Origin of the sequence: Rheinheimera fenheensis (assembly GCF_039871805.1) — a bacterium.
Taxonomy (GTDB): Bacteria; Pseudomonadota; Gammaproteobacteria; order Enterobacterales; family Alteromonadaceae; genus Alishewanella; species Alishewanella fenheensis.
Genome location: NZ_JBDPJM010000005.1, coordinates 161,639 through 174,939 on the forward strand (window position 1 = coordinate 161,639; position 13,301 = coordinate 174,939).

A 13,301-nucleotide genomic window follows, 5' to 3' on the forward strand; every position below is an offset into this window, starting at 1 on the left:
GTCGGACTAATAAAAAAAGGAAAGCGGCACATGGCAAAGGGCCAATCTTTACAAGACCCATTTTTAAACACCTTGAGACGGGAACGTATTCCGGTATCAATTTATTTGGTGAATGGTATTAAACTTCAGGGTCAAATCGAATCCTTCGATCAGTTTGTTATTCTGCTGAAAAACACAGTGAGCCAGATGGTATATAAACATGCCATCTCAACTGTAGTGCCGGCTCGCGCGGTGAATACCATGATGAGCACAAGCAATGGCCAGAGTGACGAAGACGACACGGAATAACTGCAGGGGTTAGTCGCTTGTCTGAACTTAACGCGGTGTCGGAACAAGCGATCCTTGTCCATGTCAACTTTTCCCAGCAGCACACCAGTGAAGACTTAGGTGAGCTAAAGTTACTGGTGTTTTCTGCCGGTGTACAGGCTATTGAAGTGGTTACCACCAGCCGCAGCGCGCCCGATGCTAAATTTTTTGTTGGCTCCGGTAAAGCGCAGGATATTGCCAATCTGATTGCCGATACCGGCGCTACGCTGGTCATTTTTAATCATGCATTAAGTCCGGCACAAACCCGCAACCTCGAGCGTTTATGTTTAGCACGGGTTATCGACCGCACTACACTGATTTTAGATATCTTTGCCCAGCGTGCCCGCACCTTTGAAGGTAAATTGCAGGTTGAACTGGCACAGCTAAAGCATTTGTCATCACGTTTAGTGCGCGGTTGGGACAGTTTGGACCGGCAAAAGGGCGGTATCGGCCTGCGCGGGCCGGGTGAAACCCAGTTGGAAACTGATCGCCGTTTACTACGCGAGCGCGTCAAAGCCTTGCAGGCCAGACTGGCTAAATTGCAGACGCAACGCCAGCAAGGCCGTCGCGCCCGTCAGCGCGCTGAGGTACCGGTTGTGTCAATAGTGGGATACACCAACGCGGGTAAATCGACCTTGTTTAACCGCCTGACTAAAGCTGATGTTTACGCGGCGGACCAGCTATTTGCTACGTTGGATCCGACACTGCGAAAATTACCGCTCAAAGGGGTGGGTGACATTATTCTGGCCGACACAGTCGGCTTTATCCGGCATTTGCCACATGATTTAGTGGCCGCGTTTAAATCTACTTTGCAGGAAACCCGCGATGCAGATTTACAGCTGCATGTTGTTGATGTGGCCGACGTCCGTAAAGATGACAATATGAAGCAAGTGGCTAAGGTCCTAGCCGACATAGACGCCGACCAGCTGCCGCAGCTGCTGGTATTTAATAAAATTGACCTGCTGGGCCAGCCTGCACGTATAGAATATAACGATGCTGCGCAGCCGGTAGCGGTGTATTTGTCGGCGATGACGGGTGAAGGACTGGACTTATTGGCACAGGCGGTGGCGCAACTGTTGTCAGAGCGCTATATCGACATTACGCTGGCGTTGCCGCCGACACAGGCGAGCTGGCGCTCGCGCTGCCACCAACAGGATTGTGTGGTGCAAGAACAATACACTGAGGATGGTACCTGCCAGTTGCAGCTGAGGTTAAGTGCAGCACAGTGGCAGCGCATGGTGAAGCAGTCACAAGGCGTGTTGGAAAACTATATCGTCAGCGCCCCGGTTATTTGATACATTAACGCTTATTTTGCAACTTAGAACGGAGTAGAGCATGGCTTGGAATGAGCCCGGCAACAACGGCAAAAATAACGACCCCTGGAAGCAGGGCGGTCGTGATCAGGGGCCGCCGGATTTAGACGAAGTGTTTCGTAATTTCGGTAAAAAATTCGGTGGTATCTTTGGTGGTGGAAAATCGTCAGGCAGTAATGGCAGTGGTGCTTCAGCCGCCGCCGTGTTGGTACTGATTGTGGCCGCATTGGTATGGGCCTTCAGCGGTTTCTACACAATTAAGGAATCGGAACGTGGTGTGGTACTGCGCTTTGGCCAGTACAACAGCGAAGTGGGGCCGGGTATACATTGGAAGCCAACTTTCATTGATACCGTTTTGCCGGTTGACGTGACCAGCGTCCGCACTTTGCGTAGTGATGGTTTTATGTTAACTCAGGATCAAAACCTGGTTCGGGTGACCTTTGAAATTCAGTACCGTGTGTTCAACGCGCGTTTATATAAGTTTTCTGTGGTTGATGCAGACAGCAGCTTACACCAGGCCACCGACGCAGCATTACGTTACGTGATTGGTCACTCTATCATGGATGACGTACTAACACGTGGTCGTGAAGTGGTGCGGCAGAACACTCGTCAGGAGCTGGAAAGTATCATAGAGCCCTATAACATGGGTATTGCACTGGTTGACGTGAACTTCCGTGATGCTCGTCCGCCGGAAGAAGTACGCGATGCCTTTGATGATGCAATAAAAGCGCAGGAAGATCAGGAGCGTTTTATTCAGGAAGCCCAGGCCTATGCGCGTGAAATTGAGCCACGTGCCCGTGGTCAGGTGAACCGCGTAATGCAGGAAGCCGAAGCCTATAAGCAGCAAACGGTATTAAAAGCCCAGGGTGAAGTTGCCCGCTTTGAAAAGCTGTTGCCTGAATATCTGGCCGCACCCAGAGTTACCCGCGATCGTATGTATCTGGAAACGATGGAACAGGTATACAGCAACACGTCTAAAGTGATGGTGGATGTGAAAAACGGCAACAATATTATGTATTTACCGCTGGATAAAATGCTAAATCCTGGCAATGGTACGACGACACCGTCAAGCACAGTGCCTTTTACACCGCAGCGTACTAATACAGATGCCGGTGGTAGTAACCGTACGGACAGCTCACGTAATACCACAACACGCAGTGGCAGGGGGTAAGCGATGAAAAACTTTACACTTATTATTATCGCCGTTGTCGCCTTTATCTTTCTCTCTGCACTGTTTGTAGTGCCGGAAGGCCAACGCGGCATCGTGATTCAGTTTGGTAAAATTCAGCGCGACGCTGAGCAAAACGTGGTGGTGTACGAGCCGGGCTTACACTTTAAGCTGCCCTTTATTGAAACCGTGCGTAAGTTAGATGCCCGTGTACAAACACTGGACGATGCGCAAGACCGTTTTGTAACCGCTGAGAAAAAAGACTTACTGGTCGACAGCTATGTAAAATGGCGTATTAGTGATTTTGGCGCCTACTTTCTGGCGACCGGCGGTAACACTGCCCAAGCCGAAGTGCTGTTAAAGCAGTATATTAACAACGGGTTACGTACCGAGTTTGGTGCCCGCACCATACAGGAAATTGTTTCTGGCGAGCGTACTCAATTGATGCAAAGTGCACTGCAGCAGGCGGGACAGGCGTCTCGTGAGCTTGGCATCGAAGTGGTGGACGTGCGGGTGAAGCAAATTAACCTGCCGCAGGAAGTCAGTAGCTCTATTTTCGCCCGGATGGAAGCAGAGCGTCATGCGGTAGCGCGTGAGCACCGCTCTAAAGGTATGGAAGAGGCTGAAATTATCCGCGCCGATGTTGACGCTCGTGTCACTGTAATGTTGGCAGATGCCGAGCGTAACTCACGTACCGTGCGCGGTGAAGGTGATGCAACCGCGGCCAATATCTATGCTGAGGCGTACAACAAAAATGCCGAGTTCTACTCTTTTGTTCGTAGCCTTGAAGCCTATAAAAATAGCTTTAAGAGCAAAGATGATGTGTTAGTACTGCAGCCAGATAACGATTTCTTTAAGTATATGAAATCGGATAAAGTACAAAACTAAAGCTTAACCTGATGAAAAAGGCCCGTTTGGGCCTTTTTTATCGGTGCCTGTAAGCACAGCTCTGCGGCACCTTACGGAGAGTGTTATGTATCAGCAGTTTTTTCAGCGCTTTTTAGCCGCTAACCCTGACAAGCAGCATTTTGCCTGCCACTCGCATCATTACTGGCCTGATGTTAGTCGCGATGCCATGTTGGAATACTGGGATGACAGCGCCAGGCTGGTCGATGACAAGTGGCGCTATATCTTTGGCGAAAAAGTGCCGCAAACCCAGCAGCTTATTACGGATATTTTGCACTTGCCGCAACCTGAGCAAATTGTATTTGCCCCCAATACCCACGAGCTGGTGATGCGTTTATTAAGTTGCTTTGACTTACGTCAGCCGCTACGGATTTTAACCACTGACAGTGAGTTTCACAGCTTCAGCCGACAGGTGAAACGGCTGGCTGAATATGACAATGTGCAGGTGGACTACATTGCCACAGAGCCGTTTGCCAGTTTTGAGCAGCGCTTTATCGCCGCCGCTGCCCAGCAGTCATACCAGCTGATTTTTTGCAGTCAGGTGTTTTTTAATTCCGGCTTTGCTATAGCCGATCTTAGCCACTTTGTGCAGCAACTGTCGGATGTCAGCACGGCCATGATAGCGATTGATGGCTACCATGGTTTTATGGCGCTGCCAACTGACTTATCAGCCATTGCCGAGCGCATTTTTTATCTGTCGGGTAGCTATAAATATGCCGGTGGTGGCGAAGGCTGCTGCTTTATGGCAGTACCACTGGGTAGCGCGCAGCGGCCGTTATATACCGGTTGGTTTGCCGAATTCGGCACTCTGGCGGCCGAAAAGTCTGCAACGGTGCTTTATAGCGAAGATGGCTATCGGTTTGCCGGCGCGACCATGGACTTTAGCGCGCTATACCGGTTAAATGCTGTGCTGCGGTTGTTTAAGCAGCAAGGCATCAGTGTTGGCCGTATTCACCAGTATGTACAGCAATTGCAGCAGGTGTTTTTACAAAAGCTGAGTGCGGTAAACCATCCTAAGCTAAATCGGGACAATCTGTTAGCTCAGGATTTAACCCAGCATGGCCATTTTCTCACCTTCCGCTTAGGTTCCCCTGCTGAGGTGGCTGAGCTGGCCGCTCAGCTAAAGCGCGCTGGTATTGAAACCGATTATCGTGGTGACCGGCTGCGCTTTGGCTTCGGGCTGTACCATAATAGTGCCGACTATGATTTAACCTGTCTGGCCGGATAGTAAGCTAAGTTATTGATAGTTAAAGATAGATTAAGCCGCTGTGAAAAAAGCGGCTTTTTTTCATCCAGACGGCTGAAACTTAGTTGGCTATTTGGTAGAATCCACGCCTAATTTTTTCCATGATGTGGGAACCATGGCCAAAAACGTCGTAGTGCTCGGCACCCAATGGGGTGACGAAGGTAAAGGTAAAATTGTCGATTTATTAACAGATAAAGCCAGTTATGTGGTGCGCTATCAAGGCGGCCATAACGCGGGTCATACCCTGGTGATAGATGGCGAAAAAACCGTATTGCATTTAATTCCGTCGGGTATTTTACGTGCTAACGTAAAATGCGTTATCGGCAACGGTGTAGTGTTATCTCCGGAAGCCTTTTTAAAGGAAATGACCATGCTGGAGCAGCGTGGTGTGCCGGTAAAAGAGCGTTTGTTGCTGTCAGAAGCCTGCCCGCTGATCCTGCCGTTCCACGTAGAGCTGGATAAAGCCCGTGAACTGGCGCGCGGTGACAAGCCTATCGGTACCACTGGTCGTGGTATAGGCCCAGCTTATGAAGATAAAGTTGCCCGTCGTGGTTTACGCGTTGGCGATCTGTTTAACCCTGAACTGTTTGCGGAAAAACTGAAAACAGTGATGGAGCTGCATAACTTTACCCTGACCCAGTACTACAAAGTACCGGCGGTGGATTACCAAACCACGCTGGATAACGCTTTGGCGATCGCGGAAATTTTAAAACCGCTGGTGGTCGATGTGACCGATCTATTGGATCGCGCCCGTAAAGCCGGCCAGGAAATTATGTTCGAAGGTGCCCAGGGTACGCTGCTGGATATCGATCACGGTACTTATCCTTACGTCACCTCGTCTAACACGACCGCCGGTGGTGTAGCAACGGGTGCCGGTTTCGGTCCGCGTTACCTGGATTATGTTCTGGGCATCGTCAAAGCTTATACCACCCGGGTCGGTTCGGGCCCGTTCCCGACTGAGTTAGGTTGTGCTGTCGGTGAGCATTTAGGCGTGAAAGGCCACGAGTTTGGTGCCACCACTGGTCGTAAACGCCGCTGTGGTTGGTTTGATGCGGTCGCGGTAAAACGTGCAGTACAGTTAAACAGCATCTCCGGTTTCTGCTTAACCAAGCTTGACGTATTAGATGGCCTGGAAACCGTAAAGATTTGTACCGGCTATCAAGATGCCGCCGGCAATATTACCGATGTGCCACCTTTGGCTGCTGAAGGCTATGAGCTGGTAACACCCATCTATGAAGAAATGCCAGGCTGGCAGGACAGCACCTTTGGTGTGCAGTCGCTGGAGCAGCTGCCGCAGGCGGCGCGTAACTATATCAGTCGCTTAGAACAGCTTACAGGTGTACCGATTGATATCGTTTCTACCGGGCCAGATCGGGTACAAACCATAGTGCTGCGTCACCCTTTTGCCAGCTAACATCTGAAACTTTGTTTGTTGCGTATAAAAAATGCTGCCAAACGGCAGCATTTTTGTTTTATGCTGGTCAAATAGCTTATTAAGGAGCCAGTACTATGCGTGTTTTACTTACCTCTGTCCTGTTGATGGCGCTCACTGCTTGTGGCGGTGGTGGCAGCAGTAGCAATGACGACAGCGCCGGCACTAACCTGTGTCAGCGTAGCGATATCAACTCTCAAGTGTTTTGCGCCCTGCAGCAAGATTATTTGTGGTACCGCGACTTGCCAGCCAGCATTAATCCGGACAGTTTTAACTCGCCCTCAGCGCTATTAGAGGCGGTTGCAGCACCGCAAGACCGCTATAGCTTTATTCTAACCCGGCAGGAGTATGAAGATCGTTTTATCAATGCGACCTTCTTTGGTTATGGTTTTTCCAGCAGCCGGGCAGACAACAATACCAGCTTGCAAATTGCCTATGTTTATGACGATGGCTCAGCAGCGCAAAATGGCCTGCGCCGCGGCGACAAAATTATTGAAATTGAAGGTGTAAGCGTTGCAGAGTGGTTAAGTCGCCTCGATGCTGGGACTGCGACCAATGATGATGTTTATGGACCCAATGAAGACGGCGTGATGCGCAACTTTGTCTGGCGCAAACCCGATGGCACTGAACTGTCGGCTGATTTTGTCAAAAGTGAAGTGACCACCAATACGGTACTGCACCGCTCGGTCAGAAATGTAGACGGCAAGCTGGTAGGCTATCTGGTGTTTAATACCTTTATTGAATTGTCAGAGTCTGAGCTGGAAACGGCTTTTGCTGATTTTGCTGCCCAGGGTGTGGATGAGCTTGTGTTGGACTTACGTTACAACGGCGGCGGTCTTATCCGGGTTGCTAACCAGTTAGCCACGCAAATTGCGCAAAACGCCGTGCAAAACCAGGTGTTTGTGAAATACCAATATAATGACAAGAACACCGCGAAGAACACGACCACCCGTTTTGCCTTGGGTGCGGGTCGCAGTGTGCTTAACTTGCCACGGGTTTTTGTACTGACAACCCAATCCAGTTGTTCGTCCAGTGAGCTGGTGATTAACTCATTAGCACCTTTTGTTGACGTGGTACAAATTGGGGACACCACCTGTGGTAAGCCCGTTGGGCAACAGCCGGATATTATTGGTAGCTTTGTGTTGTTTGCAATTAATTTCCAGACCGTGAACGCGCTGGACCAGGGCGACTATTTTGATGGTCTGCAGCCAAATTGTCAGGTTAATGACGCCATCACCGGTGATTGGGGTGTTGAGACAGATCCCTTGTATGCCGAAGCCATCAGCTATATGAGCAGTGGCAGCTGTAGCGATGTGGCGGTAGGTAGTGCCAGTATTAAACCGGCGGCGCAAAAAATCAGGCTGGCAGCGCCATGGGTGATTAACAACGAGCAATAAAGGCGCGTTTTTTGCTTAGCTTTTTGTTCAGATAATGACTCAACTAATGTCAAATCCGGCCGATAACGGCTGTAATGACAATTTAGTGGCGGTATTAATGAAAAAAACGCTATGGTACTTGCTGGCAGCGCTTTACCTGCCAGCCGCCACAACGACATCAGCACAAGAGCTGGAAGCGGTGCAACTGTATAGCCAGGATGAGCTTTTGGCGCTTATCCGTACCAACAGCCACTTGAAGCGGGTGCGCGCTGACGATTGTCAGTTGGTGCGTGATATTGAGGCCCGTGCTGACATTATGCAGCTGCCTGCCTATCAGTTTTTGTACGGTGACATGCTGGCTTACGCTGTCTGCGTGCCACGTAACGTCGAGCGCGGCTGGGATTTAATGCTACAAGCGGCTGCTCAGGGCTTGCCGGAGGGGCTTGAGCAGGTAGGGCGCTATTACCATATTGGCCGCTTTGTGCAGTCTGATATCGACAAAGCCATTGTCTATTTACGTGAAGCCTCGGCGCTGGGTAATTTAAAAGCCCAGCTCAGGCTGGCGCAAATATTGGTCGATGGCCATGGCAGTCCGGTCGACTTTGAGCAGAGTTACCGCTGGCTGCATCATGCTATTACGGCAGATACTGCCACGCATAAACAAATACAACAGCTACTGGCCCAGCTGGCGCAGAAAATGCCGGCTAAGGTGGTAGCGAATGCGAAACGACCGGTAAAGTGAAGTTCATACGCTTTTACCGGTTTAGCTGTTACACTTAATACAATTTAGGACACACAAGAAAACTTAATGACGGTAAATGATCCGCACCTTGCCCGTGAGCAAGAGAAATACGAAAACCCCATCCCCAGCCGTGAATTTATTCTCGAGCATATCGAAAAACGCCAAAGCCCCGCTTATTTTGATGAATTAGTACAAGAGCTGGGTTTAACTGATGATGATGCCATCTTCGCGCTGAAAAAGCGTTTGCGCGCTATGGAGCGTGACGGCCAGCTTATTTATACCAAAAACCGCCGTTATGGTTTGGTCGATAATATGGATCTGGTAAAGGGCACTGTGCTGGGCCATCGCGAAGGTTTTGGCTTTTTAAAGCTGGAGCACGGTGGGTCAGACTGGTTTATTCCCAATTTTGAAATGCAACGCTTACTGCACGGCGATGTGGTGCTGGCCACGGCGCAAAGCATTAATAGCAAAGATAAAACCGAAGCCCGCATAGTGCGTGTGCTGGAGCCACGTAGCGAGCCGATAGTGGGCCGCTACTATAAAGATTTTGCCTTAGGCGTAGTGGTGCCGGATGACCCGCGTATTACGCAGGACATTGTGATCCCCGACGGTGAGCAGGGCGCAGCCCGCCATGGCCAGGTGGTGCTGGTAGAGGTGACCCAGCGGCCGTCAAAACGGGTGAATGCGGTCGGTAAAGTGACAGAAGTGCTGGGCGAGCATATGGCGCCGGGCATGGAAATTGAAATTGCTATTCGTAATCATGGTATTCCGCATGTGTTTTCTGACGCTGTATTACAACAGGTCGCCAAATACGGCGAAGACGTGCCCGCAGCCGCTAAACAGAACCGGGTCGATTTAACCCAGCTGGGTTTAATTACCATTGATGGCGAAGACGCGCGTGATTTTGATGATGCAGTATACGCTGAAGCGAAAGACAATGGCGGCTGGCGGCTGTGGGTAGCTATTGCCGATGTCAGTGCCTATGTACAGCCCGATACACCGCTGGATAAAAGTGCGCTCGAGCGCGGTAACTCGGTGTATTTCCCTGATCATGTTGTGCCAATGTTACCAGAGGCACTATCTAACGGCTTGTGCTCACTCAATCCGCATGTCGACCGACTGTGTTTAGTTGCCGATATGCACATCAGTGCTAGCGGCAAGCTGGAAAGCTATCAGTTTTATGAGGCGGTCATGCACTCCAGTGCCCGCTTAACCTATAACAAGGTGCATAAAATATTGCAGGGTGACCCGGAGCTGCGCCAGCAATATCAGGCCAACCTGACCAATATCGAAACCCTGTATGCGTTGTATAAAAAGCTGGCCAAGGTGCGCAGTCAGCGCGGTGCTGTTGAATTTGAAACGGTTGAAACACGCTTTATCTTTAACAGTCACCGTAAAATCGAACAAATTGTACCGGTACATCGGGTTGAGTCGCATAAGATCATCGAAGAATGCATGATTATGGCCAACGTGGCCGCAGCGCGTTTTATTGAAAAGCACGAAGCACATACGCTGTTTCGCGTACACGAACGGCCGGACGGTGACCGCTTTGATAACTTCCGCCGCTTTTTAGCTGAACTTGGCATAGAGGCAGATCTCCCTTCAGAGCCAACGCCACTGGAGCTGACGGAATTGTTAAACCGCATCGGTGAAAGGCCCGATCGTGAGCTGATTGAAACGACGATGCTGCGCTCAATGAAACAGGCGGTGTATCAGGGGGATAATCAGGGCCACTTTGGTCTGGCTTTAGAGGCCTACGCTCACTTTACCTCGCCGATTCGCCGCTACCCGGATTTAGTGCTGCACCGCGGCATTAAAGCCATACTGGCTAAGCAAGGGCAAAAAGTGACCGGTGCCCGCGCCTACACTGAGGCTGAGATTGCCCCGCTGGGTGAGCAGTGCTCTATGACTGAGCGGCGCGCCGATGACGCCACCCGTGAAGTGGCCGACTGGCTAAAATGCGAATATATGCAGGATCATTTAGGCGCAGAGTTTGAAGGGGTAGTGTCTACCGTGACCAGCTTTGGCTTATTTGTGCGTTTAACCGAGCTGTATATCGAAGGCCTGGTGCATGTTACTTCGTTGCAAAATGATTACTACCACTTTGATAGTGATCGTCATGTATTAACCGGCGAGCACAGTAAAGTCAGTTACCGCATGGGGGATTTACTTAAAGTTAAAGTGGCAGCAGTTAACCTTGAAGCGCGCAAAATTGATTTAGTGCTGGTGGGCGAACCCAAGCGCTTTGTCAATAAAGCCGATATTAAAGCGTCTAAGCAAGCGGCGGCAGAGAAGGGTGCCAAGCGCGGCTCGGCCAAGGGGGGCAAAGCGCCTGCTAAAGCAGAAGCTAAACCGAAAGGCGCGCGTAATATTACCGCGCGCAAAAAGCCACGGCGTAAAGCGAAGTAATAAGGTAAACTGCCGGCCAATTTTTCTGGCTGGCGAAACAAGGGCTAATAATGAACGCAGATCTGGTATTTGGTATTCACGCGGTAGAGGCGTTTTTGCAGCGTGCGCCGCAAGATGTGCTGGAATTGTTTGTGATGAAAGATCGTGACGATAAGCGCATGCAACCGATCATTCAATTAGCCCGGCAAAACGGCGTGTCGGTGCAGTTTTGTAACCGTAAAACGCTGGATGATATGGTCGGCGGCCAGCATCAGGGCGTCGTTGCTAAAGCCCGTTTACAAAGCACAGGTAACGAAGTGGATTTAGCCGCTATAGTGGCGGCGAACGACAAGCCGTTTATTCTCATTCTTGATGGGGTTACCGACCCACATAACCTGGGCGCGATTTTACGCAGTGCCGATGCTGCGGGTGTACACGCGGTAGTGGCGCCAAAAGACCGCTCGGTAAAACTCACCTCAGTGGTACGTAAAGTCGCCTGTGGCGCCGCCGAGAGTGTGCCTTTTATTACCATTACCAACTTGGCCCGCACCATGCGTGAATTGCAGGAGGCTGGCGTCTGGATAGTGGGCACTGCTGGTGAAACCGAAACCTTGGTGTATGACGCTGATTTAAAAGGCCCACTAGCGCTGGTATTGGGCGCAGAGGGTGAAGGCCTGCGCCGTTTAACGCGTGAAACCTGCGACGCCCTGGTAAAAATTCCAATGTTTGGCACTGTCTCCAGCCTAAACGTATCAGTAGCGGCGGGTATCTGCTTATTTGAAGCGGTGCGCCAGCGTAGTTAAGTAAAACTCTGCTTGTTATTTACCCGCTAACTCCGTAAAATACGCGACCTTCGGCCATACACTAACGTTCCTTGCCTCCATGAGAACCCCGGCCGAGTTCCCCCGAGGCTTACTAACCGTAAGGAGCTACAATGCGTCATTACGAAATCGTTTTTATGGTTCACCCTGATCAGAGTGAGCAGGTACCAGGCATGATCGAGCGTTACACTGGCGCGATCAAAGAAGCGGGTGGTGCTATTCACCGTCTGGAAGACTGGGGCCGCCGTCAACTGGCTTACCCAATCCAGAAGCTGCACAAAGCACACTATGTTCTGATGAACGTAGAAGCACCACAAACTGTGATTGATGAGCTGGAAACTAACTTCCGCTACAACGACGCGGTATTACGTAACCTGATTATGCGCACTGACGGTGCCATCGTTGAGCCATCACCAATGGCTAAGGTACGTGAAGAACGTCGTGAGCGTGCTCCTCGCGAAACTGAAGAGCAAGTATCAAACGAAGAGTAAGTTGTCGTTAATGGACAATTGCATGGTACTGGTAGGCACAATTTGCCGTACACCAGAGCATAGCGAAAGTCCGGCGGGTATACCGCACACGGTTCTGGCACTGGAACATCGCAGTAGCCAGATGGAAGCCGGCTTAAACCGCCAGGCTTATGTCAGGATACAGGTGGTACTCACCGGAACTGAACTGACACAACATACTAAAGCGTTAACGTTGGGCAACATGGTTAGGGTAAGCGGTTTTTTAAACCGGCACCAAAGCCGCAGTGGACAAGCCAAGCTGGTACTGCACGCACAACACATTGAACAAATAAGTTAGGAGACAGGCAAATGTCACGTTTTTTCCGTCGCCGTAAATTCTGCCGTTTTTCTGCAGAAGGCACTGTAGAGATTGATTACAAAGATACCGCTGTTCTGAAAAACTACGTTACAGAAAGCGGCAAGATCGTACCTAGCCGTATTACTGGTACCAGCGCTAAGTATCAGCGTCAATTAGCCCGTGCTATCAAGCGCGCACGCTACCTGGCTCTGTTACCGTACAGCGACTCACACAGCTAATACAGAAGGGGTATAAGTAATGCAAATTATTCTGTTAGACAAAGTCGCTAACCTGGGTGGTTTAGGTGACAATGTAACTGTTAAGTCTGGCTATGCTCGTAACTTCTTATTCCCACAGGGTAAAGCAGTTCCGGCTACCAAGGCTAACATCGAGAAGTTCGAAGCGCGTCGTGCTGAATTAGAAGCTAAATTAGCTGCTGACTTAGCCGCTGCTAACGACCGTGCTGCTAAAATTGCTGCGCTGGGTGAAGTGACTATCGCTTCTAAAGCCGGTGATGAAGGCAAACTGTTCGGTTCAGTGGGTACCCGTGATATCGCGGACGCCATCACTGAAGCGGGCGTTAAAGTATCTAAAGCAGAAGTGAAGTTACCAAACGGTACTTTACGTGAAACTGGCGAGTTCGACATCGATCTACAGTTACACGCTGAAGTTATCGCAACGGTTAAAGTTGTGGTAATCGCAGAAGCTTAATTGCTTTAAAGCGCACTGCAACTGCAGTGCGCTTTACCTTCTCCGCTTCATCCCACGCGACACCTCTTCTGATAAAAAATTCTCT

At 50.3% G+C, this 13,301-nt stretch carries 14 protein-coding genes; all 14 read left to right on the forward strand.

What is annotated here, in order from left to right; all coding sequences use genetic code 11:
• The first annotated feature begins 30 nt into the window (after positions 1 to 30).
• The 14 genes from hfq to rplI all read left to right on the forward strand — a co-directional run bounded on the left by hfq (position 31) and on the right by rplI (position 13,216).
• Complete coding sequence (hfq, locus tag ABGI61_RS09560; protein ID WP_347600385.1) at positions 31 to 288, forward strand: RNA chaperone Hfq; 258 nt, start codon at positions 31 to 33, stop codon at positions 286 to 288.
• A gap of 17 nt (positions 289 to 305) precedes the next feature.
• Positions 306 to 1,601 (forward strand): ribosome rescue GTPase HflX, encoded by a 1,296-nt coding sequence (gene hflX, locus ABGI61_RS09565; RefSeq protein WP_347600388.1) that lies wholly within the window; start codon positions 306 to 308, stop codon positions 1,599 to 1,601.
• A gap of 40 nt (positions 1,602 to 1,641) precedes the next feature.
• Positions 1,642 to 2,790 (forward strand): FtsH protease activity modulator HflK, encoded by a 1,149-nt coding sequence (gene hflK, locus ABGI61_RS09570; protein ID WP_347600392.1) that lies wholly within the window; start codon positions 1,642 to 1,644, stop codon positions 2,788 to 2,790.
• Positions 2,791 to 2,793: 3 nt separating this feature from the next.
• Complete coding sequence (gene hflC, locus ABGI61_RS09575; RefSeq protein WP_347600395.1) at positions 2,794 to 3,675, forward strand: protease modulator HflC; 882 nt, start codon at positions 2,794 to 2,796, stop codon at positions 3,673 to 3,675.
• Between the two features lie 85 nt (positions 3,676 to 3,760).
• Complete coding sequence (locus ABGI61_RS09580) at positions 3,761 to 4,921, forward strand: aminotransferase class V-fold PLP-dependent enzyme (protein ID WP_347600398.1); 1,161 nt, start codon at positions 3,761 to 3,763, stop codon at positions 4,919 to 4,921.
• 133 nt (positions 4,922 to 5,054) lie between these two features.
• Complete coding sequence (locus ABGI61_RS09585; RefSeq protein WP_347600401.1) at positions 5,055 to 6,353, forward strand: adenylosuccinate synthase; 1,299 nt, start codon at positions 5,055 to 5,057, stop codon at positions 6,351 to 6,353.
• A gap of 95 nt (positions 6,354 to 6,448) precedes the next feature.
• The gene (locus tag ABGI61_RS09590) at positions 6,449 to 7,768 is read left to right on the forward strand and encodes a S41 family peptidase (protein WP_347600404.1); all 1,320 of its coding nucleotides are present in this window, start codon (positions 6,449 to 6,451) and stop codon (positions 7,766 to 7,768) included.
• A 46-nt stretch (positions 7,769 to 7,814) separates the two neighbouring features.
• Complete coding sequence (locus tag ABGI61_RS09595) at positions 7,815 to 8,489, forward strand: tetratricopeptide repeat protein (protein WP_347600407.1); 675 nt, start codon at positions 7,815 to 7,817, stop codon at positions 8,487 to 8,489.
• A 66-nt stretch (positions 8,490 to 8,555) separates the two neighbouring features.
• Positions 8,556 to 10,898: a ribonuclease R gene (rnr, locus tag ABGI61_RS09600; protein WP_347600410.1), complete on the forward strand. Its 2,343-nt coding sequence runs from the start codon at positions 8,556 to 8,558 to the stop codon at positions 10,896 to 10,898.
• A gap of 50 nt (positions 10,899 to 10,948) precedes the next feature.
• Positions 10,949 to 11,680, forward strand: a complete 732-nt coding sequence (gene rlmB / locus ABGI61_RS09605; protein WP_347600413.1) for a 23S rRNA (guanosine(2251)-2'-O)-methyltransferase RlmB — start codon at positions 10,949 to 10,951, stop codon at positions 11,678 to 11,680.
• A gap of 131 nt (positions 11,681 to 11,811) precedes the next feature.
• Positions 11,812 to 12,189 carry a 30S ribosomal protein S6 gene (gene rpsF / locus ABGI61_RS09610; RefSeq protein WP_008218928.1) on the forward strand — a complete coding sequence of 126 codons (378 nt, stop codon included), beginning with the start codon at positions 11,812 to 11,814 and terminating at the stop codon, positions 12,187 to 12,189.
• A gap of 22 nt (positions 12,190 to 12,211) precedes the next feature.
• Positions 12,212 to 12,505: a primosomal replication protein N gene (gene priB / locus ABGI61_RS09615; RefSeq protein WP_347600418.1), complete on the forward strand. Its 294-nt coding sequence runs from the start codon at positions 12,212 to 12,214 to the stop codon at positions 12,503 to 12,505.
• An 11-nt stretch (positions 12,506 to 12,516) separates the two neighbouring features.
• Complete coding sequence (rpsR, locus tag ABGI61_RS09620) at positions 12,517 to 12,744, forward strand: 30S ribosomal protein S18 (RefSeq protein ID WP_008218940.1); 228 nt, start codon at positions 12,517 to 12,519, stop codon at positions 12,742 to 12,744.
• Positions 12,745 to 12,763: 19 nt separating this feature from the next.
• Positions 12,764 to 13,216 carry a 50S ribosomal protein L9 gene (gene rplI / locus ABGI61_RS09625; protein WP_331924746.1) on the forward strand — a complete coding sequence of 151 codons (453 nt, stop codon included), beginning with the start codon at positions 12,764 to 12,766 and terminating at the stop codon, positions 13,214 to 13,216.
• The last annotated feature ends 85 nt before the right edge of the window (positions 13,217 to 13,301 follow it).

Coding starts and splice junctions, on each gene's coding strand:
- hflC (WP_347600395.1), top strand. CDS start 2,794: ATGAAAAACTTTACACTTATTATTATCGCCGTTGTCGCCTTTATCTTT.
- ABGI61_RS09585 (WP_347600401.1), top strand. CDS start 5,055: ATGGCCAAAAACGTCGTAGTGCTCGGCACCCAATGGGGTGACGAAGGT.
- ABGI61_RS09590 (WP_347600404.1), top strand. CDS start 6,449: ATGCGTGTTTTACTTACCTCTGTCCTGTTGATGGCGCTCACTGCTTGT.
- priB (WP_347600418.1), top strand. CDS start 12,212: ATGGTACTGGTAGGCACAATTTGCCGTACACCAGAGCATAGCGAAAGT.
- hflK (WP_347600392.1), top strand. CDS start 1,642: ATGGCTTGGAATGAGCCCGGCAACAACGGCAAAAATAACGACCCCTGG.
- rpsF (WP_008218928.1), top strand. CDS start 11,812: ATGCGTCATTACGAAATCGTTTTTATGGTTCACCCTGATCAGAGTGAG.
- rnr (WP_347600410.1), top strand. CDS start 8,556: ATGACGGTAAATGATCCGCACCTTGCCCGTGAGCAAGAGAAATACGAA.
- rpsR (WP_008218940.1), top strand. CDS start 12,517: ATGTCACGTTTTTTCCGTCGCCGTAAATTCTGCCGTTTTTCTGCAGAA.
- ABGI61_RS09580 (WP_347600398.1), top strand. CDS start 3,761: ATGTATCAGCAGTTTTTTCAGCGCTTTTTAGCCGCTAACCCTGACAAG.
- ABGI61_RS09595 (WP_347600407.1), top strand. CDS start 7,815: ATGTCAAATCCGGCCGATAACGGCTGTAATGACAATTTAGTGGCGGTA.
- rplI (WP_331924746.1), top strand. CDS start 12,764: ATGCAAATTATTCTGTTAGACAAAGTCGCTAACCTGGGTGGTTTAGGT.
- rlmB (WP_347600413.1), top strand. CDS start 10,949: ATGAACGCAGATCTGGTATTTGGTATTCACGCGGTAGAGGCGTTTTTG.
- hfq (WP_347600385.1), top strand. CDS start 31: ATGGCAAAGGGCCAATCTTTACAAGACCCATTTTTAAACACCTTGAGA.